Genomic DNA, 19919 nt, shown 5'->3' with positions numbered 1-19919 from the left:
CCAGCATCTCTCGTCCCCCGTCCGGGGCAACCGATTTGCACCGGTAGTCGCCGCGCGCGACCATCCGCGCGTGCTCGTCCGCCAGGAGGTCCGCGCCGACCACATCGACGTGCGCGGAGTGCATCTGGCGGCGTTCGCCCGCGACGACGGCGGGACGCCCGTCGAGGTCGGACTGACCGAGCAGCTGCGGTCCGGGCCGTGGTTCGTGCCGACCTTCTCGCTCGTCGCCGAGGCGGTCGACGACGGCCACGGCTCCGGCGTCGTCGGGCACGTGATCGCGACCCGCGGGACGATCGACCCGGCCGGCACGCCCGCACTGGGCGTCGGCCCGCTCGGGGTGCTGCCCGCCTGGCACGGGCGGGGCGTCGGCAGCGCCCTCATGCACGCGCTGCTGGGCGCGGCGGAGGCCGTCGACGAGAGGATCGTGTGCCTGCTGGGCGCGCCGCGCTACTACCGCCGCTTCGGGTTCCGGCCGGCCGTGGAGGCGGGCATCGCGTCCCCCGACGCCAGCTGGGGTGGCGCGTTCCAGGCGCGCACGTTCGGTGCCGCGCCGGTCCCGCCCGGCACGTTCCACTACGCCCCGCCGTTCGACTCCTTGTAGTGACCCCGCTCCGCGCCGGTGGCGCAGGACCCCTCACGAACCGGCGTGGCCCCTCGACCGTCCCCAGCCGCTGTCCTACTGGCCGAGGCCGTCGAGCACGGTCTCCAGGCCGGCGGTGAACCACTCCTCGGCGCTGCGGTCCGCCCCTTCGCGGACGAACCGGGCGAGCGTGGGGTAGCGGCCCGTGGCGAGCATGCGCTTCAGGTACGGGCCGGTCGCGGTCCGCCACTCGGCCTCCGACACGCCGCTCGCGCGCTCCACCTGCTGCTCGGCGATCTCGCTCCGCACGGCGCCGATCACGTAGGCGGTGACGGTGCCCCGCGCGGACATCATCTCGTCGATGTCGGCAAACCGGCCCGAGCGGTCCAGCGCGGCCAGCGCCGCCTCCATGACGCCGAGCGCGTGCGGCCCGATGTTCGGCCGCCCACCGGCCAGCTCCGTGAACCAGGGGTGGCGCAGGGCGGCAGCGCGGATGCCGGTGGCCAGTGCCCGCAGCGTCTCCCGCCAGCCCGCGTCGAGCGGGAGCTCGATCTCGCCGTGCACGGCGTCGGCCATGAGGTCGAGCAGCTCGTCCTTGGTGGACAGGTAGCCGTAGAGCCGCATGGGTCCGGCGTCGAGCGCAGCACCCACCTTCCGCAGCGAGACGGCGCCGAGCCCGTCGGCGTCGGCGAGCGCGATCGCGGCGGCGACGATCCGCTCGCGCGAGAGCGGGCTCAGCGCGGCGCGGGACGGCGGTTCCGGGCGGTCCCAGACGGGGCCGGCGGGCGCGGGTCGTCCTGCGGTCACCCGCGAACAGTAGCATGTTCGATACAGTGTATCGTACGATACATCGTATCGAGAATCGGAGACCTCATGTCGACCCCTCACGTCACCGTCGTCGGCGCCGGACCCGGCGGCCTCGTGCTCGCCGTCCTCCTGCACCGCGCCGGCGTCCCCGTCACCGTGTACGAGCGCGACGCCGGCCCGGCCGCCCGCGACCAGGGCGGCACGCTCGACCTCCACGTACCGTCCGGCCAGCTGGCGCTGCGCGAGGCCGGGCTGGAGGCACGGTTCCGGGCGGTGGCCCGCGGAGAGGGCCAGGACATGGTCCTGCTCGACAGCGCCGGCACCGTGCTGGTCCGCGCGGTGACCCCCGACGACGCCCCGCTGGCCCGGCCCGAGATCGACCGCAGCGCCCTGCGCGACCTGCTGCTCGGCGCGCTGCCCGACGACGTCGTGCAGTGGGGGCGCCGGTGCCTCGCGGCGCAGCCGCGGCCCGGCGGCGGGCACCGGTTGAATCTGACCGGCGCCGCGGTCGAGACCGATCTCCTCGTCGGCGCCGACGGCGCGAACTCGCGGGTCCGGCCGCTGCTGACCGACGTCGAGCCGCGCTACTCCGGCGTGACGATGATCGAGATGAGCATCCCCGACGCGGACCGCACGGCACCGGCCGTCGCCGCCGCGGTCGGCCGCGGCTCGTACTGGGCGCTGGGCGAGTGCCGCTGCCTCGCCGCCCAGCGCAACGGCGACGGCACCATCCGCGTCTACCTGAGCGACGCACTGCCGCAGGACTGGGCCGACACGTGCGGCATCCCGTTCGACGACCCCGACACCGCCCGCCCGATGCTCGTCGACCGGTTCCTCGACGGCTGGGCGCCCGAGCACGCCGCGCTCGTCATGGCGACGAGCGGTCCGATCGCGGTGCGGCCTCGGGAGGTGCTGCCGGTGGGGCTGCGCTGGGCGCCGCGGCCCGACGTCACCTTGATCGGTGACGCGGCCCATCTCATGCCGTCGGCCGGCGAGGGGGCCAACCAGGCCATGCTGGACGCCCTGCTGCTCTCCCGGGCGCTGGTCGAGCAGCCCGACGTCGCGTCGGCCCTGCGCGTCTACGAGGAGGAGATGTTCCCGCGCACCGCAGCGATCGCCGCGGAGGGCACGCGGATCCACGACATGATCCTCGGCCCGACCGCCGCGCAGGACCTGGCGCGGTTCTTCCGCGGCGCGGCTGCCTGAGCCGTCCGTCGTTGCACCCCTCCCGGGCGCCCCATAGTGTGCCGGGGTGGGTGGCCGCCCGACGATCTACGACGTCGCACGCGAGGCAGGTGTGGCGGCCTCCACCGTGTCCCGCGCGTACGCCCGCCCGGGTCGGGTCAACTCCGACACGGCGCGCGCGATCTTCGAGGCGGCCGAGCGCATCGGGTACCGGGCCACCAGGATCACCGGCACGCTCGGTGCGGGCACCGCGAAGCAGACCGGCGCGGTGGCGCTGATGGTCTCCGACATCACCAACCCGTTCTACGGAGAGATCATCAAGGGCGCCGAGGAAGCGGCGCGGCTTGCCGGGTACGCGCTGCTGCTCTCCGACTCGTCGGAGCAGGGGTCGGTGGAGCGCGACGTCATCGAGCGCACGCTCGACCTCGTCGAGGGCGTGGTGCTGGCCAGCTCCCGGATGAGCGACTCGGCGATCCGCACGATCGCGAAGCAGAAACCGCTGGTTCTGCTCAACCGGCAGATGCCCGACATCTCCTGCATCGTCGCCGACCAGGCACGCGGCATCCGGCGCGCCGCCGAGCACCTCGGCGAGCTGGGCCACGACACCATCACCTACGTGGCCGGGCCGGCCGCGAGCTGGCCGGAGGGCATGCGCTGGCGGGCGCTGCGCGAAGCCGGGATGGAGCTGGAGCTGCGCATCCGGCGGATCGATCCCGACGCCGCACCGACCATCTACACGGGCTTCGCGACGGCCGCCCGCGTCGTCGAGGAGGGCGCGACGGCGGTGCTCGCCTACAACGACGCGCTCGCCGTGGGCGTGATCAAGGGACTCACCCATCTCGGGGTCCGGGTGCCGCAGGAGGTCAGCGTGGTCGGGTTCGACAACGTGCTGCTCGGCGAGGTCGTGGACCCGCCGCTGACCACCGTGACCGCGCCGCGCCGCAAGATGGGCGAGGCCGGTGTGGGCAACGTCCTCGCGCTGGCGGCGGGCGCCCACACCAGCGGCGAGACGCTGGTGCTGCCGATCCGCCTCGTGGTGCGCGGCTCGACCGGTGCCTGCCTGCCCGTCGATCAGCGCAGGCGGTACAGCATCTCCCCGGCCCGCGGCACCACCAGCGTGTCCGGCTCGGCGGCGAAGGCCGCGGGGTCCACGGACGCCGGGTCGAGGTAGCCGAGGTTCACCGACCGGCAGACGTCCTCGGGGATACCGGTGGCGAGGGTGACCCGCACCCGCAGCCGCTCCTCGCCGGTCGCCGGGTCGTACGTGCCGGCGCCGCGCAGGTGCGTGGAGTGCGCGAGCACGCCCCAGTGGATGTGCGAGAAGCGGTCCCACTGGTGCACGAACCAGTCCCGGCAGTGGTAACCGACCTCGTGGATCTCCGGGTGGCTGGACGCGATCTCGGTGACGTGCGGGGCGTAGAGGATCACCTCGCCCCCGTCCCGGACCACCGGTTCGACCTTGTAGAAGCCCTTCGCCGCGGTCCAGATCTCGCCGTACATCTCGGGGACGAGCGAGAGCACCCGGCCGACCGGCGCGTCGAGGTAGGTGACGTGGGTGGCGGCGCAGACCTCCGCCGCCGACGCCCACGACGCCCTGACCTCGCCGAACGACACCGAGTGCAGTTCCGGCCCCTCGCTCGTCACGACGGAGACCGCGAGCTTCTCCGCCGGGATCAGCGCCGCTCCGTCGTCGATCAGCGCGCGAACGGGCGTGGTGCCGGTGGTGCCGATGATCTCCGCGGAGGTGATCAGCGCGCCCAGCCAGTGCGAGACGTCGATGATCCGCTGGCCGCCGACGCCGGGGAAGAAGTACTTGTTGCCGCCGGAGATGCCGACCACCTCGTGCGGCAGCACGGGACCCACCACCAGCGCCACGTCGTGCTCGACGACGGCCCGGTTGAGCAGCACCGGCACGTCGAGCTCCATGCGGCCCTCGGACAGCTCCCGGATCCGCGCCGCGGGCACCGTGCCGAGATCGGCGAACGCGTCGGGCCGCCACCACTCGTGGTTGACGACCGTCACGCCGGGATAGGTCGCCTCCAGCTCGCCGGGCGCGTAGCCGAGGTGGCGGGCCAGCGCCTCCTCCCCCATGGCCGCGTGCGTGCCCAGCGCGACGAGCACGGTGATCCGGCTGGCCCGGCCGTGCAGCGCGCCGTGCACCGCCTGCATCAGCAGCGGCAACGGGCAGGTGCGGGTGGCGTCGGGCACCAGCACGCAGACGCTGCGCCCGTCGAACGGGTGCGCCGACAGCTGCTCGTGGATGAACGCGCTGACCTGGTCGTCGTCGAGCACGCCGGACGCGTCGCCGAGGCGCGCGGCCGACGCCGCCAGCCCGGCCGGGAGGTCACGCACGACCGTCATGCGCTCCAGCCTGCTTCCCGCTTCACGAAGTCACAACCGGCCAGACAACTTCCGGCAACTTCTGGATAGGACGCGACGCCCCGCACGACGATCCGCGGCATGACCGGTGATGCTCAGGGGGCGGCCGAGAGATCGGCGCAACGGCCTCACCCGGATCGGCTGCTACCGGCCGACCCGTCGATCCGCGCCATCGCGCGCAGGCTCTACGAGGGGATCCGGGACCTCCCGATCATCTCGCCGCACGGGCACGTCCCGCCGCAGTGGATCGCCGAGAACACGCCGTTCGGCGACCCGACGTCCCTGCTGATCTCGCCCGACCACTACGTCGTCCGCCTGCTGCACGCGGCCGGGGTGCCGCTGAGCGACCTGGGCGCGGGCTCGGCCGAACTGACGCCGGACGGCGCCCGCGCGGCCTGGCGGGCGCTGTGCACGCACTGGTCGGCGTTCCGCGGCACCCCGAGCCGGTTCTGGTTGGAGAGCGAGCTCAGCGAGATCTTCGGCGTCACCGAGCGCCCGTCCGCGGCGAGCGCCGACGCGATCTACGACCGGATCGCGGAGACGCTGCAGCGGCCGGACTTCCGGCCGCGCGAGCTGCTGGCCCGCTTCGGCATCGAGGTCCTGGCCACCACCGACGATCCCTGCGACGACCTGGCCGCCCACGCCGCGATCCGCGACGACGCGTCCGTCGCGACGCGGGTGCTGCCCACGTTCCGGCCGGACCGCTACCTCGAGCCCGCCCGCGCGGACTGGCCGCAGCTCGTCGAGGCGCTCGGCGGCGCCGCGGACACCGACACCGGCGACTTCAAGGGCTTCATCGCCGCGCTGGAGGCCCGCCGCCGCTACTTCGTCGACCACGGCGCGGTGTCGGCCGACCACTCCCACCCCGACATCGACACGACGCCCCTGGACCTCGCCGACGCCGAGCGGATCTTCACCGCCGCCCGCGCCGGCCGGGCGTCCGCCGCGGAGGCCACGGCGCTGCGCCGGCACCTGCTGCTGGAGATGGCGCGCATGTCCGTCGAGGACGGGCTGGTGATGACCCTGCACCCTGGGATCTACCGCAACCACCACACCCCGACCTTCGAGCGCTTCGGCGCCGACGTCGGCTGCGACATCCCGACCACCGTCGAGTTCACCCGCGCGCTGCAGCCGCTGCTGGCGCGCTACGGCACCGCGGACGGCTTCCACCTCGTGCTGTTCACGGTGGACGAGACGGTGTACTCCCGCGAGATCGCGCCGCTGGCCGGCTTCTACCCGAGCGTCTTCGCAGGCGTGCCGTGGTGGTTCCTGGACGCGCCGGAGGCGATCCGCCGGTTCCGCGGGGCCGTCACGGAGACGGCCGGGTTCTCCCGCACGTCCGGGTTCATCGACGACACGCGCGCGTTCTGCTCGATCCCGGCCCGCCACGACATGTCGCGGCGGCTGGACAGCGCCTACCTGGCCGAGCTCGTCGCCACCCATCGGCTCGACGAGGACGAGGCCGCGGAGACCGCGCACGACCTGGTGACGGTGAACCCGAGGGTGGCGTTCAAGCTGTGACGCGACTGCTGCGCAAGGGTCCGCCTCCCCCGGTGCGGATCGCGCACCTGGGAGCCGGCAACTTCTTCCGCGCGCACCAGGCCTGGTACACCGAGCACGCGGGCGACGGCTGGGGCATCGCGGCGTTCACCGGACGCAGCAGGGACGTCGTCGACGATCCCGCGCAGGGCCGCTACCTGCTGTTCGTGCGCGCTGCAGACGGCGACCGCATGGAGATCATCGACTCGGTGGCGTCGGTGAGCGGGGACCTCGACACCTGGCGCAAGACCTTCGGGCTGGACGGGCTCGCGGTGGTCACCACGACCGTCACCGAGGCCGGCTACCGCGTGCGCGGCGGGCACCTCGACCGGGACGATCCCGCAGTCGCAGCGGACATCGCCGCTCTGCAGGCGCACGGGACGTCCGCCGAGGTGACCACCGCGCCGGCGAAGCTCGTGCTGGGGCTCGCGGTTCGCCGCGCCGCCGGGCTGCCCGGCGTGGCCGTGGTGCCCTGCGACAACCTGCCCGGCAACGGCGCGGTGGCCGCGGCCGTGGTGGGCGAGCTGGCGGTGACGGTCGATCCGCAGCTCGCCTCCTGGATCGACGGCTCGTGCGCCTTCGTCACGACGATGGTCGACCGGATCACCCCGCGGCCGACGTCGGACGTCCCCATCAGTGCCGTCGTCACCGAGCCGTACACGGAGTGGGTGCTGGCGGGCGAGTTCCCGGCCGGCCGGCCGGCCTGGGAGAACGCCGGCGCGCGGTTCGTCACCGACGTGGAGCCGTGGGAGCACCGGAAGCTCTGGCTGCTCAACGGCTCCCACTCGCTCATGGCGTACGCGGGCAGCATCCGCGGGCACGAGACGGTGGCCGAGGCCATCGCCGACCCCGTGGTGCGCGGCTGGGTGGAGCAGTGGTGGGACGTCGCGGCGCGGCACCTCCCGCTGCCCGCGACGGAGATCGCCGACTACCGCGCGGCCCTGCTGGAGCGCTACGCGAACCCGCGCATCCGGCACCTGCTGCGCCAGATCGCGGCGGACGGGTCGCAGAAGGTGCCCGTGCGCGTGTGGCCCGTCCTGAGCGAAGAGGTGCGATCGGGCCACATTCCGGACGGGGCCACCCGCATCCTCGCCGCCTGGGTGCTCCACCTCCGCGGGCGCGGCGCGCCCGTCACAGACGTCGCCGCCGACGAGCTGAGATCACTCGCCGGCGGCGACCTCCACGACGCGGTGCGACGCGTCCTGACCCGCATCGACATGCCGGACGAGCGCGTGCACGCCGCCGTCGCCCGGCTCGCCACCGAGTTGGAGGGATAGGACATGTGGACCCTGTCCGGCTTCGCCGACGAGATCGACCCCGACCTGACCCTGCAGTGCGAGACGCTGAACGAGCTCGGCATCACCCACATCGAGTTCCGCAGCGCGTGGGGCACGAACGTGCTCGACCTGTCCGACGAGCAGATCGACCAGGTCGCGCAGACCCTGGCGAAGCACGACATCCGCGTCTCCTCCATCGGCTCGCCGCTCGGGAAGGTCAACATCGCCGACGACTTCGACGCGCACCTGGTGCGCGCCGACCGGGCGCTCGAGGTGGCCGCGCGGCTGGAGGCCCCGTTCATCCGGATCTTCTCGTTCTTCCTGCGGCCCGACCAGCCGCCGGAGGCGCACCGCGACGAGGTGCTGCGGCGGATGGCAGCGCTGACCGCCCGGGCCGAGCCGACCGGCGTGGTCCTGCTGCACGAGAACGAGAAGGACATCTACGGCGACGTGCCCGAGCGGGTGCTCGACATCGTCGAGTCGGTGGGCTCGCCGACCCTGCGGCTGGCCTGGGACCCCGCCAACTACGTGCAGGTCGGGGTGCGCCCGTTCACGCAGGGCTACGCGGCGCTGCGGCCGTACACCGTCTACGTGCAGATCAAGGACGCCCTGCTGGCGACCGGCGAGGTCGTGCCGGCCGGCGAGGGTGACGGCGAGCTGCGCGAGACCGTGCGCGCGCTGGCCGCCGACGGCTTCGACGGGTTCTTCTCCATGGAGCCGCACCTGGGCTCGTACACCGCGTTCGGGGCACTCTCCGGCCCGGAGAACTTCACCCGGGCCACCCGGGCCTTCACCGGCCTGCTCGACAGCGAAGGGCTTGCGTATTCATGAAAGAGGCTTACTCATGATCAGGTTCGCCGTGCTCGGCGCCGGGGTCATCGGCAAGGTGCACGCCAAGGCGCTCGCGGAGCTGGCCGACGTCGCCCGGCTCGCCGTCGTGGTCGACACCGACCTGGCGAAGGCGCAGGCGCTGGCCGAGCAGTACGGGGCGCGCGCCTCCGACGACCTCGACGCGGTGCTCGCCGACGACCAGGTGGATGCCGTCACGATCTGCACCCCCAGCGGGCTGCACGCCGACGGCGCGGTGTCCGCGCTCGAGGCCGGCAAGCACGTCGTCGTGGAGAAGCCGCTCGACGTGACCCTGGCCGCCGCCGACCGCGTGATCGACGCGGAGAAGCGGACCGGGAAGACCGTCGCGGTGATCTCGCAGCACCGGTTCGACCACTCCACCGAGAAGGTGCTCGCCGCCGTCGCCGCCGGCCGGCTGGGCACGCTGACCTCGGCGGTCGCGTCGCACGCGTGGTGGCGCGGCCAGACCTACTACGACTCCGGGGACTGGCGCGGCACCTGGGCGCTCGACGGCGGCGGCGCGATCATGAACCAGACCGTGCACACCATCGACCTGCTCTGCGCGACCATGGGCACGCCGGTCGAGGTGTTCGCCTACACCGCCTGCCTCGCGCACGAGCGCATCGAGGTCGAGGACACCGCGGTGGCCGTCGTGAAGTTCGCGTCCGGCGCGCTCGGCATGATCCACGGCACCACCGCCGCGTACCCCGGCCTGGACGCCAGCCTGCGCGTGTACGGCTCGAAGGGCTCGGCCGTGATCTCCGACGACGAGCTCGTGTTCGTGCACGAGACCGTCGGCGAGGCCGCGGAGATCGGGATGCCGGAGGGCGCGGCGGCCAACCAGGTCACGGCCGAGGACCACGACGTCGTCGTGCACGGCCTCGGGCTCGCGCACCGCGCGCAGCTCGCGGACTTCGTCGACGCGGTCACCACCGGCCGGGCGCCGCGCGTCGGCACCACCCAGGCGCGCACGGCGCTGTCGGTGATCCTCGCGCTGTACGAGTCGGCGTCGACCGGGCGCCCCGTGCAGATCGGCCCGCAGTGATGAGCGCCGGCCCGCGGCTCGCCGTCAACCCGATCGCGTACTGGCTGATCGACGGCAGGGCCGAGCGCACCACCCGCGTCCTGGGGCCGGCGCTCACCGAGCTGGCCGAGCTGGGCTACACCGCGGTGAAGGCGGACGTGCCCGACGACCTCGACCCGGCCGACTACCTGTCGTGGCTGGAGTCGTTCGGCATGGCGCCGGCGCTGTCGCTGTTCCCCGGCACGTTCGACGACGCGAGCCGGCACGCCGAGCAGGCCGAGGCCGCGCGCGTGTTCGCCGCGCGGCAGGCCGGCTTCGGCCAGACGCACTGCATGGTCTCCACGACCGTGCCGCGCGACCAGCCCCGCCAGCTCCGGCCGGCCGTCGGCACCGACTTCGACGCCGACCGGCTGGCGGTCGTCGTCGACGGGGTGGCCGCCGTCGCGACGGCGATGCAGGCCGAGGGCGTCACGGCGGTCCTGCACCCGCACGTCGGCGGGTGGATCGAGACCGAGCAGGAGGTCCGCGCCGTGCTCGACGGCGTCGACCCGGACCTGCTCGGGTTCGGCCCCGACACCGGGCACATGGCGTGGGCCGGCATGGACGTTCCTGCGGTGCTGCGCGACTACTCAGACCGGATCGCCGGTGGTGCGCACCTGAAGGACACCTTCGCGGACGGCATCATGATCGCGAAGGCGGACGGGCTGACCTACCAGGAGGCGACCCGGCCCGGCTCGATCTGGGCCGAACCGGGCCGCGGGCAGATCGACCTCGCCGCGTGCGTCGCCGCGTTCCCGGCCGACTTCACCGGCGACTACATGATCGAGGTCGACGTGCCGTCGCTGCCCAACCGCGAGTGCCACCAGGTGGCCCGGGACTGGGCGCTGGCGAACCTGCCGCTGGAGCGGTCATGAGCGAGCTGCGCGTGGCCGTCGTCGGCTGCGGGGACATCTCCGCGGTGCACATCGACGCCGTCGCCGCTGTGCCGGACTCGACCGTCGTCGGCGTCTGCGAGCCCCACGAGGGCCGGCGGGCGGCGGCAGAGGCGCGGACCGGTGCCCCGGGCTTCGCGTCCCTCACCGAGCTGCTCGACGCCGTCGAACCGGACGTCGTGCACCTGTGCACGCCCCACCACCTGCACGCGGACCACGCCGTCGAGTGCCTGACCAGGGACGTGTCGGTGCTGGTGGAGAAGCCGCTCGCGCACAGCCTCACGGCGGGCGAGCGGCTGGCCATGGCCGCAGAGGACAGCGAAGCGGTGCTCGGGGTGTGCTTCCAGAACCGCTACAACGACACCTCGCGGAAGCTGCGCGAGCTGCTCGACACCGGCGCCGTCGGCACCCCGGTGGGCGGGCGCGCGTCGGTGAGCTGGCACCGCGACGCCGCCTACTACGCCGACCGCGACTGGCGCGGCCGCTGGGCGACGGCGGGCGGCGGGGTGCTGATGAACCAGGCGATCCACACGCTGGACCTGCTGCAGTGGTACCTCGGCCCGGTCACCGACGTGAAGGGGATCGCGGCGACCCTCGGGCTCAGCGACGTCATCGAGGTGGAGGACACGGCGGCGATCCAGCTGCACCACCGCGCCGACGGGGACGCCGAGATCAGCGCCGAGATCAGTTCCGTCTTCCACGCCACCAACTGCGACGTGGAGAACGCGCCGATCGTCGTCGAGATCGTCACCGACAGCGCCAGCATCCGGCTCGACACCGACCTCGTCGTCCGGCACGACGACGGCCGGGTGGAGGTGACGCGCCCGGAGGCGACGGGGACGGGTCAGCGCGACTATTGGGGCGTGTCGCACACCGCGCTGATCACCGACTTCCACCAGCACGTCCGCGCGCGCAAGCCGTTCTGGCTCGACGCGGCCGTGGGGCTGGAGACGCTGCGCATCATCGACGCCGTCTACGAGCAGAGCCCGGGGATCACCCGATGACCGTCCTTGTGGTGATGGGGGTGTCCGGCAGCGGGAAGTCGACCCTTGCCGCGCTGCTCGCCGGGCGGCTGGGGTGGGACCTGCAGGAGGGCGACGACCTGCACCCGCCCGCGAACGTGGCGAAGATGCACGCCGGCCATCCGCTGACCGACGAGGACCGGTGGCCGTGGCTCGACGACGTGGCGGCGTGGATCCGCGCGCGCACGTCCACGGGCCGACCCGGGGTGATCACGTGCTCGGCGCTGCGGCGGATCTACCGCGACCGGCTGCGCGGCGACCCCCCGGACCCGGACGTCGTGTTCGTGCACGTCGCGGGCAGCCGCGAGCTGCTCGCGGACCGGCTGCGGGCCAGGACCGGGCACTACATGCCGGCCGCACTGCTCGACTCCCAGCTCGCCACGCTGGAGGAGCCGGGACCCGACGAGAACGTCGTCACGGTGGACGCGGCCGGCACCCCGGCCGCCATGGCCACCGAGGTCGTCACGCGCCTGGGCCTGCGCCCCGCACCACCTCCGTAGGGCCTCAGGCAACAAGTGGCAATCCGTTCCAACCCCTCGCGGGACACCCATACGATCCCGCAACGCGCCGCCAATGTGGGCGGCCGATGGAAGGACAGCAGAATGCATTGGCTGCGTAAGGCGGGTGCCATTCTCGCCGCCGTCACCACGGCAAGTGTGCTGGCAGCATGCGGTGGCGGCGCCGCGTCCGGGCCCGGCTCCCTGACGGTCTTCTTGGGTTCCCAGCCCAATTACCCGAACGAGTGGGCGACCTGGACGAAGGATCTCACCGCCGCGTTCAAGGCGAAGACCGGTGCCGATCTGGTGATCGAAACCTACTCGAGCTCCGCCGAGGAGACGACGAAGATCCAGTCCTCCATCGTCAGCGGCACGGGGCCCGACGTCTACAGCCTGGGCACCACCTTCACCCCGGTCGCGTACGGCACCGGCGGGTTCCTCGAACTGTCCGACGCCGACTGGGCGAAGATCGGCGGTCGCGAGCGCTACATCCCCGAGACGCTCGGGATGTCCGGGCCGGACAAGTCGAAGCAGATCGGCGTCCCGGTCGCGATGCGCCCGTTCTCGGTCGTCTACAACACCGAGATGTTCGCCAAGGCCGGGATCACCGCCCCGCCCACGACGTGGGACGAGTACGTCGCGGACGCGCAGAAGCTGACCGACCCCAAGGCCGGGGTGTACGGCACGACGCTGACCTACGGCGACGGGTTCGACCCGTGGAAGTTCGTGTGGGCGATGACGGCGCAGCAGGGCGGCTCGTTCGTCAGCGCTGACAAGAAGACGGCACAGCTGACCTCGCCCGAGGTCGAGAAGGCCGTGACGAGCTACTTCGACCTGCTCACCAAGCAGAAGATCGCCGACCCGGCGAGCGTCGGCTGGAAGAACGGCGACGCCATCGCGGCGTTCGGCCAGGGCAAGGCCGCGATGCTGCCGATGGGCACCGCGACGGTGATCCCCGCGCTGGACAAGTCCTCCGTCAAGGGCAAGTACGCGTTCGCCGCGCTGCCCACCGTCGCGCCCGGCCAGACCCAGCGCCCCGCGAACGGGCAGCCGGCCGCGTCGATCGTGTCCGGCGACAACATCGCCATCGCGTCCTACACGAAGAACAAGGACCTCGCGCTGGCGTTCGTCGACCTGCTCACCAGCACCGACCAGCAGCTGGCCAACTTCAAGGCGTTCGGGAACCTGCCCACCAACGCCGAGGCGATGAAGCAGCTGGGTGCCCAGAACAAGCTGCTCGCCCCGTTCCTGGAGATCGAGGCCCAGTCCACGCCGACCGCGTTCACCGGGGCCTGGGCGGAGATCCAGAACGGCGTGCAGAACGTGGTCGTGCAGTCGCTGCCGGCGCTCGCGAAGGGCCAGTACGACCCGGCCGCCGTGCGTGACCTGCTGAGCAAGGCCAACGCTACGGCGCAGTCGGCGCTGGCCCGGGCGAAGTGACCGACCAGGCACTGGTCGAGTCGGCGGCGGCGACCCCGCCGCCGGCTCCGCCGGCCGCCTCTCCCCGCAGCCGCCGGGCGACCTCCGGCGCTCGGCCGCTGTGGTTGATGTGGCCCAACCTGCTCCTGCTGATCGTCGTCATCGCGATCCCGTTCCTGATCGCGGTCTACATCAGCTTCATCGACCTCGACCAGTACACGCTGCGGCGGTTCTTCAGCGCACCGTTCGTCGCCCTCGACAACTACCTCGAGGCGCTGGCCACGGCCAACCTGCTGCACTCGGTGTGGATCAGCGTGGCGTTCTCGCTGCTGACCACGCTGTTCGCCGCCCCGCTGGGGATCCTCGCCGCGATGGCGCTCAACACGCGCTTCCGCGGCCGCGCGCTGATCCGCTCGGCGTTCCTCATCCCGTACGTGCTGCCGTCGTTCGTCACCGCGACGCTGTGGCGGTTCATCCTGCAGCCGAGCGGGGCCGGCAACCAGGTCCTCGGCTGGTTCGGCATCGAGCACACGCAGTGGCTGATCGGCGGCAACGCCTTCTGGGCGCTGGTGCTCGTCGACGTCTGGGCGTCGTGGCCGTTCCTGTACATGATGGCGATGGCCGGCCTGCAGAACATCCCCAGCGAGCTGTACGAGGCCGCCGACATCGACGGCGCCACGTGGCGCCAGAAGATCCGCTTCGTGGTGCTGCCGCAGCTGCGCGGGCAGCTGCTGCTGGGCCTGCTGCTCTCGACGCTGGCCCACTTCAACAACTTCACGCTGCCGTTCGTGCTGCTCGGCACGCCGGCCCCCGATGCGGCGCTGACGCTGCCGGTGAACGTCTTCCAGACCTCGTTCCAGGTGTTCCGGTTCGGGCTCGGCGGCGCGATGGCGGTGATCTCGCTCGTACTGATGCTGATCCCGGCCGTGATCTACCTGCGGGCGTCGCGGCTCACCGCGAACGTCGGAGAGGAGTGACGGTGGCCGTCGTCGAGAACGCGCCCGTGCGCCGCGACCCGTTCCGGATCGTGCCGAAGTGGCTGCAGTGGCTCACGATCACGCTGCTGCTGCTCTGGCTGCTGCCGGTGCTGTACATGCTGATCATCTCGCTCAGCCCGGACATCGAGGCGGCGGCCGGCGAGCTGTGGCCGTCGCACTTCGTGCTGGACAACTGGGTCGACGTGTGGCGCACGGTCGACCTGGCGGGCGGCCTGCTGAACAGCCTGATCGCGTCGATCGTCGCCGGGGCCATCGCGACGATCTTCGGGCTGGGCGCCGCGTTCTGCCTGACGCGGTTCACGTTCTTCGGCCGGCGGCTGTACCTCAACTCGCTGGTCGGGCTGCAGAGCGTGCCCGGCGTGATGATCATCCTGCCGCTGTTCGTGATGTTCTCGTCGCTGGGCAACGCGCTGGGCATCCAGCTGGTCGGCACCCGGCCGGCGCTGATCATCACGTACCTGACGTTCGCCATCCCGTTCGCGACGTGGCTGATGGTGACCTACCTGCGCCAGATCCCGATCTCCTTCGAGGAGGCCGCGATGCTGGACGGCCTCTCGCGGTTCGGCGCCCTGCGGAAGATCATCTTCCCGCTGTCCTTGCCGGGCATGATCATCAGCATGGTGTTCTCCCTGCTCGTGGGCTGGAACGACGTGCTGTTCGCGGCCGTGCTCACGGTCCCGGAGACGCAGACGGTGGCGGTGAAGCTGCAGGTGTTCGCCGCGAGCACCGAGCTCGGCGGGCTTCCGTTGTACGGTCAACTGATGGTGGCGTCGCTGATCTCCTCGGCACCCGTCGTCATCCTGTACATGATCTTCCAGCGACAGCTCGTCGGCGGACTCGCGGCCGGTGGGGAGAAGGGCTAGGGCCCATGCACGCGCTCGACCGGCTCGAGGCACGGCTGGCACAGGAACGTGCGCTGGTCGTGGCCTTCTCCGGGGGCGCCGACTCGGCGTTGCTCGCCGTCGCGGCACACCGGGTGCTCGGCGAGCGGGCGCTCGCCGTCACCGCGGTGTCGCCGAGCCTCCCCGACCGGGAGCGGCGGGCCGCGGCGGCGTTCGCGCGTCGCCACGGCGTGCCGCACGTCGAGGTGCGCACCGACGAGGCCGAGCGACCGGAGTACGTGGCCAACGGCGCCGACCGGTGCGCGCACTGCAAGTCGGCGCTGCTGGACGCGCTGGCCCCGCTGGCTGCGCTCTCCGGCGGCGCGGTCGCGCTGGGCACCAACCTCGACGACCTGGGCGACCACCGCCCCGGTCAGCAGGCCGCGGCCGCGCGCGGCGCGATCGCCCCGTTCGTCGATGCCGGACTCTCCAAGGCCGACGTGCGCGCCATCAGCGCCGAGCTGGGCCTGGAGACCGCCGACAAGCCGGCGGCGGCGTGCCTCGCCTCGCGCGTCGCGTACGGCGAACCCGTCACACCCGAGCTGCTGGCCCGCATCGAGGCCGCCGAGGACGCCCTGCACGACCTGGGCTTCGGGGTCTGCCGCGTACGGGTGCACGGGGGCGGCGCGGTGGCCCGGATCGAGCTGCCGACCGACGCGTTCGACGCCGCCCACGAGCGCCGCGCGGACATCGCCGCGGCCGTCCACGCAGCCGGCTTCACCTTCTGCGCGCTGGACCTCGACGGCTTCGCGAGCGGCCGCATGAACGTGCTCCTCGGCATGCCGGCCGTGCAACGGTGACGGGATTCCGCGACCTGGACTGGGCCCGCCCCGACACCGACCGCGAGGCCCGGCTCGGCCTGCCCGAGGTGGTCTACGGGCCGGGCAAGGAGCCCGCGCAGATCGCCGGCGTGGTCATCAGCCTGCTGGACGCCAACACCGGGCCGGTGCTCGTCACCCGGGTGGAGCCGGAGGTCGCCGAGGCCGTGCTGGCCGCCGTGCCCGGGGGCGTCCACGATCCGCGAGCGCGGCTGCTGCACTGGCGGGCCGCCCCGCCCGGCACGTTCACCGTCGCCGTGGTCGCCGCCGGCACCTCCGACGGGCCGGTGGCCGCCGAGGCGGCAGCGGTCGCCGGCGCGATCGGGCTGGTCGTCGATGCGATCCACGACGTCGGGGTGGCCGGCATCCACCGGCTGCTGGCGGTGCGCGAGCGCATCGCCGCCGCCGACGCCGTCATCTGCATCGCCGGCATGGAGGGTGCGATGCCGAGCGTGGTCGCGGGGCTGGTCGGCAGCCCGGTGATCGCGGTGCCGACGTCCGTCGGCTACGGCGCCACGTTCGAGGGCGTCACGGCGCTGCTCGCGATGCTGTCGTCGTGCGCGGCGGGCATCACCGTCGTCAACATCGACTCCGGGTTCGGGGCGGCCATGGCCGCGCACCGCATCGCCCGCACCCGCTCGTGATCCTCTGGTGCAACCCGCTCGGCGGCGTCTCCGGTGACATGCTGCTCGGCGCGCTGCTGGGCCTCGGCGCGCCGCTCGACGAAGTGCGCGCCGCCGTCGCCTCGACCGGCCTGACCGGCTGGGACCTCAGCGTCGAGCCGGTGGCGCGGGGCGCGCTGCAGGCCACGCGCGCCGTCGTCGAGGTGGAGCCGCAGCCGCCGCACCGGCACGCCGCCGAGCTCCTGGAGATCATCGGCCGGGCCCGCCCCGCGCCCGTCGCCGAGCTGGCCGCCCGTGCCGTCACCGCGTTGGCCGAGGTGGAGGGCGCGCTGCACGGCAGCGACCCCGCCGACGTGCACCTGCACGAGATCGGCGGCGTGGACACGGTCGTCGACACCGTCGGCGTCGCAGCGGCGCTGCACCTGCTCGACGTGACCGCCGTGTACTGCGGGCCGCTGCCCGTCGGCACCGGCACGGTGGAGAGCGCGCACGGCACCCTGCCGCTCCCGGCCCCCGCGACGGCCGCGCTGCTGGCCCGTTCCGGCGCCCGGGTGAGCGGCGTCGCGGCGCGCGGGGAGACCGTCACGCCGACCGGCATCGCGCTCCTGCACGCCGCCGGCGCGGTGTTCGGGCCGGTCCCGGACATGACCGTCCGCGTGGTCGGGTACGGCGCGGGCGGGCGCGACGACCCCGACCGCCCGAACGTGTTGCAGGCGCTCCTCGGCGAGCCCGTCGTCCCCGTGGGCACCACCGAGACGGTCGTGGAGCTGGAGACCACCGTCGACGACGTACCCGGCGAGGTGCTGGGGCACCTGCTCGGCCGCGCGCTGGCCGCCGGCGCTGCGGACGCGTGGGTCACCCCGGCCACGATGAAGAAGTCGCGACCCGGGCACGTCGTGCACGTGCTGGTGGCGCCCGAGCGCGCCGCCGAGCTGGAGACGCTGCTGGTGCGCGAGACCGGCAGCCTCGGTGCACGCCGCCGCACCGTCGAACGGGTGGTGCTCCCCCGCCGCACGACCACGGTCGTCGTCGACGGCCACCCGATCCGCCTCAAGCACGGGCCGTGGGGCGCCAAGCCGGAGCACGACGACGTCGCGGCCGCAGCGGTGGCGCTGGGCCGCTCCCTGCGGGAGGTGGCCGAGGCCGCCCGCGAGGCCGGGCGCGCCGGCCCGCCGGCACAATGATCACGTGTTGCCCACCACGGCACGGACCCGGCTCGTCGCCGCCCTGCTCGGCGGCGCGCTGATCGGTGCCGGCGCCGGCGCGCTCGGCGGGGTGCTGGTCGGGGTCCTCGCCGGCATCGCCGCGGCGGGCGCGATCTTCGTCGCGACCGGGTGGGCCGTGCTGTGGCCGCTCGACGCCGCCGCCACCCGTGCCAACGTGCAGCGCGAGGACTTCCGGCCCGTCGCGGCCGAGATCATGGTGGTCGCCGCCGCGCTCGCCGGACTGGTCGGCATCGTCGTGCTCCTGCTCGGCGGGTCCGGCGACCAGCGGGCGGCCGCGATCGCCCCGGTCGGCGCGTTCACGGTGTGGGGCGCGCTGCACCTGATGTACGCGACGCGGTACGCGCACCTCTACTACGGCCCCGCGGACGGCGGGATCGACTTCAACAGCTCCGCCGAGCCGGCGTTCCGGGACTTCCTCTACTTCAGCTACAACCTCGGCATGACCTACCAGGTGTCCGACACGAGCGTCTCGAGCGCGCTCGTGCGCGCGATCGTGCTGCGGCACTGCCTGCTGTCGTACGTCTTCGGCACCGTCGTGCTGGCCACGACGATCAACCTGGTCACGGGAATCGTCACCGGCTGAGGGGCGAGATCGTGGACGATCACGCCATGACCAGGTACGTCGAGATCGACCACGTCGTCCCGGTACCGCTGGACCACGACCGCCCCGACGGCGAGCGGATCGCGGTCTACGCCCGGGAGATCAGCACCGATCCAGGGCTGCCGTGGCTGCTGTTCCTCGGCGGCGGACCGGGGTTCGCCGCGCCCCGCCCCCTCGGTACCGAGGGCTGGCTCGTCCGCGCGCTGCGCGACTACCGCGTCCTGCTGCTCGACCAGCGCGGCACCGGCCGGTCGACGCCCGTCACGCGGTCGGTGGCGCTGGCGCGCGGGCCGGAGTACGTCGCGCGGTTCCGCGCCGACGCGATCGTGCGCGACGCCGAGCTCGTCCGGCACGCGGTGGCGGGTGGCCGGCCATGGACGGTGCTCGGCCAGAGCTTCGGCGGGTTCTGCACACTGTCGTACCTGTCGTTCGCGCCGGAGGGCCTGCGCGCGGCGATGATCACCGGCGGGCTGCCCGGGGTCGGCGTCGCCGCCGACGAGCCATACCGCGCGCTCTACCCCGTCGTCCTGCAGAAGAACCGGGACCACTACGCGCACCACCCGGACGACGCGGACACCGCCCGGCAGGTCGCCGAGCACCTCCGCTCGACCGTCGTCACGCTCCCCACCGGCCGGCGGCTGACCGTCGAGGCGTTCCAGTCGATCGGCAACGTGCTCGGCCAGCACGACGGCAGCGCCCGGCTGCACCGGCTGCTGGAGGCACCGTTCGTCGGCGGCGCGCTCGGCGACGCGTTCCTGTTCGCCGTCTCCGACGCGCTCTCCTGGGCGACGGCGGCCAACCCGCTCTACTACCTGCTGCACGAGGCGACCTACGCCCACGCGACGGGGCCGACCGGCTGGGCGGCGCAGCGCGTCCGCGCGGAGTTCGGCGAGTTCGCCGGCGCGGACCCGGTCTGCTTCACCGGTGAGATGATCTTTCCCTGGATGTTCGACGACGACCCGTTGATGCGGCCGCTGCGCCGGGTCGCGGACCAGCTCGCGGAGCGACCGCGTTGGCCGGCGCTCTACGACCTCGACCAGCTGCGCGCGAACACGGTGCCGGCCGTCGCCGCCGTCTACGACACCGACATGTACGTGCCCCGCGACCTGTCGCTGGCGACCGCCGCGACGATCCCCGGCCTGCAGGTCTGGCACAGCACCGACCACCAGCACGACGCGCTCCGGGTGGACGGCGAGCGTGTCCTCTCCCACCTCCTCGCCGTGCTGGAGTAGTACAGCGGATTGCATGCGATTATCCTCGAT

At 73.1% G+C, this 19919-nt stretch carries 20 protein-coding genes; 18 read left to right on the top strand and 2 right to left on the bottom strand.

Annotation, left to right across the window (positions count from 1 at the left end):
* The first annotated feature begins 70 nt into the window (after positions 1-70).
* Entirely contained in the window at positions 71-601 is a 531-nt protein-coding gene (locus tag ACQEVB_RS32980) for a GNAT family N-acetyltransferase (RefSeq protein WP_432980930.1), read from the top strand.
* Positions 602-676: 75 nt separating this feature from the next.
* Here the strand turns inward: ACQEVB_RS32980 and ACQEVB_RS32975 are convergent, their stop codons facing one another.
* On the bottom strand, positions 677-1387 hold the full coding sequence (locus ACQEVB_RS32975) for a TetR/AcrR family transcriptional regulator (RefSeq protein ID WP_432980927.1): 711 nt from the start codon (positions 1385-1387) through the stop codon (positions 677-679).
* 66 nt (positions 1388-1453) lie between these two features.
* Between ACQEVB_RS32975 and ACQEVB_RS32970 the strand changes: the two genes are divergently transcribed.
* Both ACQEVB_RS32970 and ACQEVB_RS32965 read left to right on the top strand, forming a co-directional pair.
* Positions 1454-2593: an FAD-dependent oxidoreductase gene (locus ACQEVB_RS32970; protein ID WP_432980924.1), complete on the top strand. Its 1140-nt coding sequence runs from the start codon at positions 1454-1456 to the stop codon at positions 2591-2593.
* A gap of 46 nt (positions 2594-2639) precedes the next feature.
* Positions 2640-3743, top strand: coding sequence for a LacI family DNA-binding transcriptional regulator (locus tag ACQEVB_RS32965; RefSeq protein ID WP_432980921.1), 1104 nt, complete (start codon positions 2640-2642; stop codon positions 3741-3743).
* Here the strand turns inward: ACQEVB_RS32965 and ACQEVB_RS32960 are convergent.
* Positions 3644-4933, bottom strand: coding sequence for a lactate racemase domain-containing protein (locus ACQEVB_RS32960; RefSeq protein ID WP_432980918.1), 1290 nt, complete (start codon positions 4931-4933; stop codon positions 3644-3646). The two genes, ACQEVB_RS32965 and ACQEVB_RS32960, sit on opposite strands and share 100 nt — an antisense overlap.
* A gap of 99 nt (positions 4934-5032) precedes the next feature.
* On the opposite strand from ACQEVB_RS32960, the gene uxaC reads away from it, so the two are divergent.
* The 15 genes from uxaC (at position 5033) to ACQEVB_RS32885 (ending at position 19889) form a co-directional block, all read left to right on the top strand.
* A complete protein-coding gene (uxaC, locus tag ACQEVB_RS32955) occupies positions 5033-6472 on the top strand; it encodes a glucuronate isomerase (protein WP_432980915.1) in 1440 nt (479 codons plus the stop codon).
* Positions 6469-7767, top strand: coding sequence for a mannitol dehydrogenase family protein (locus tag ACQEVB_RS32950; RefSeq protein ID WP_432980912.1), 1299 nt, complete (start codon positions 6469-6471; stop codon positions 7765-7767). Before uxaC ends, ACQEVB_RS32950 begins: the two co-directional genes overlap by 4 nt.
* A 3-nt stretch (positions 7768-7770) precedes the next feature.
* On the top strand, positions 7771-8598 hold the full coding sequence (locus ACQEVB_RS32945; RefSeq protein ID WP_432980909.1) for a sugar phosphate isomerase/epimerase family protein: 828 nt from the start codon (positions 7771-7773) through the stop codon (positions 8596-8598).
* A 13-nt stretch (positions 8599-8611) separates the two neighbouring features.
* Positions 8612-9661, top strand: a complete 1050-nt coding sequence (locus ACQEVB_RS32940; RefSeq protein WP_432980906.1) for a Gfo/Idh/MocA family protein — start codon at positions 8612-8614, stop codon at positions 9659-9661.
* The gene (locus ACQEVB_RS32935) at positions 9661-10554 is read left to right on the top strand and encodes a sugar phosphate isomerase/epimerase family protein (protein WP_432980903.1); all 894 of its coding nucleotides are present in this window, start codon (positions 9661-9663) and stop codon (positions 10552-10554) included. Before ACQEVB_RS32940 ends, ACQEVB_RS32935 begins: the two co-directional genes overlap by 1 nt.
* Entirely contained in the window at positions 10551-11576 is a 1026-nt protein-coding gene (locus ACQEVB_RS32930; RefSeq protein WP_432980900.1) for a Gfo/Idh/MocA family protein, read from the top strand. The genes ACQEVB_RS32935 and ACQEVB_RS32930 overlap by 4 nt, the downstream gene beginning before the upstream one ends.
* Positions 11573-12094 carry a gluconokinase gene (locus tag ACQEVB_RS32925; protein WP_432980897.1) on the top strand — a complete coding sequence of 174 codons (522 nt, stop codon included), beginning with the start codon at positions 11573-11575 and terminating at the stop codon, positions 12092-12094. The genes ACQEVB_RS32930 and ACQEVB_RS32925 overlap by 4 nt, the downstream gene beginning before the upstream one ends.
* A gap of 102 nt (positions 12095-12196) precedes the next feature.
* Positions 12197-13531: an ABC transporter substrate-binding protein gene (locus ACQEVB_RS32920; protein WP_432980894.1), complete on the top strand. Its 1335-nt coding sequence runs from the start codon at positions 12197-12199 to the stop codon at positions 13529-13531.
* On the top strand, positions 13528-14487 hold the full coding sequence (locus ACQEVB_RS32915) for a carbohydrate ABC transporter permease (protein WP_432980891.1): 960 nt from the start codon (positions 13528-13530) through the stop codon (positions 14485-14487). The genes ACQEVB_RS32920 and ACQEVB_RS32915 overlap by 4 nt, the downstream gene beginning before the upstream one ends.
* A 2-nt stretch (positions 14488-14489) precedes the next feature.
* Positions 14490-15371, top strand: coding sequence for a carbohydrate ABC transporter permease (locus ACQEVB_RS32910; RefSeq protein WP_432980888.1), 882 nt, complete (start codon positions 14490-14492; stop codon positions 15369-15371).
* A 5-nt stretch (positions 15372-15376) separates the two neighbouring features.
* Positions 15377-16189 carry an ATP-dependent sacrificial sulfur transferase LarE gene (gene larE / locus ACQEVB_RS32905; RefSeq protein ID WP_432980885.1) on the top strand — a complete coding sequence of 271 codons (813 nt, stop codon included), beginning with the start codon at positions 15377-15379 and terminating at the stop codon, positions 16187-16189.
* Positions 16186-16851, top strand: a complete 666-nt coding sequence (gene larB / locus ACQEVB_RS32900; protein WP_432980882.1) for a nickel pincer cofactor biosynthesis protein LarB — start codon at positions 16186-16188, stop codon at positions 16849-16851. The genes larE and larB overlap by 4 nt, the downstream gene beginning before the upstream one ends.
* Positions 16848-18014, top strand: a complete 1167-nt coding sequence (gene larC, locus ACQEVB_RS32895) for a nickel pincer cofactor biosynthesis protein LarC (protein WP_432980879.1) — start codon at positions 16848-16850, stop codon at positions 18012-18014. The genes larB and larC overlap by 4 nt, the downstream gene beginning before the upstream one ends.
* Positions 18015-18018: 4 nt before the next feature.
* Complete coding sequence (locus tag ACQEVB_RS32890; RefSeq protein ID WP_432980876.1) at positions 18019-18639, top strand: DUF1345 domain-containing protein; 621 nt, start codon at positions 18019-18021, stop codon at positions 18637-18639.
* 26 nt (positions 18640-18665) lie between these two features.
* On the top strand, positions 18666-19889 hold the full coding sequence (locus ACQEVB_RS32885; RefSeq protein WP_432980873.1) for an alpha/beta fold hydrolase: 1224 nt from the start codon (positions 18666-18668) through the stop codon (positions 19887-19889).
* Positions 19890-19919: the final 30 nt, after the last annotated feature.

The organism is Pseudonocardia sp. CA-107938 (assembly GCF_050936315.1).
Classification (GTDB): Bacteria; Actinomycetota; Actinomycetes; order Mycobacteriales; family Pseudonocardiaceae; genus Pseudonocardia.
Note: the sequence above shows the minus strand (reverse complement) of the source record. Positions and strands in the feature narration are given on the sequence as shown.

Bases quoted from the DNA above. Each gene is read 5' to 3' on its own strand.
- ACQEVB_RS32970 (WP_432980924.1), top strand. From the start codon at position 1,454: ATGTCGACCCCTCACGTCACCGTCGTCGGCGCCGGACCCGGCGGCCTC.
- ACQEVB_RS32960 (WP_432980918.1), bottom strand. From the start codon at position 4,933: ATGACGGTCGTGCGTGACCTCCCGGCCGGGCTGGCGGCGTCGGCCGCG.
- uxaC (WP_432980915.1), top strand. From the start codon at position 5,033: ATGACCGGTGATGCTCAGGGGGCGGCCGAGAGATCGGCGCAACGGCCT.
- ACQEVB_RS32945 (WP_432980909.1), top strand. From the start codon at position 7,771: ATGTGGACCCTGTCCGGCTTCGCCGACGAGATCGACCCCGACCTGACC.
- ACQEVB_RS32940 (WP_432980906.1), top strand. From the start codon at position 8,612: ATGATCAGGTTCGCCGTGCTCGGCGCCGGGGTCATCGGCAAGGTGCAC.
- ACQEVB_RS32935 (WP_432980903.1), top strand. From the start codon at position 9,661: ATGAGCGCCGGCCCGCGGCTCGCCGTCAACCCGATCGCGTACTGGCTG.
- ACQEVB_RS32930 (WP_432980900.1), top strand. From the start codon at position 10,551: ATGAGCGAGCTGCGCGTGGCCGTCGTCGGCTGCGGGGACATCTCCGCG.
- ACQEVB_RS32925 (WP_432980897.1), top strand. From the start codon at position 11,573: ATGACCGTCCTTGTGGTGATGGGGGTGTCCGGCAGCGGGAAGTCGACC.
- ACQEVB_RS32920 (WP_432980894.1), top strand. From the start codon at position 12,197: ATGCATTGGCTGCGTAAGGCGGGTGCCATTCTCGCCGCCGTCACCACG.
- larE (WP_432980885.1), top strand. From the start codon at position 15,377: ATGCACGCGCTCGACCGGCTCGAGGCACGGCTGGCACAGGAACGTGCG.
- ACQEVB_RS32885 (WP_432980873.1), top strand. From the start codon at position 18,666: ATGACCAGGTACGTCGAGATCGACCACGTCGTCCCGGTACCGCTGGAC.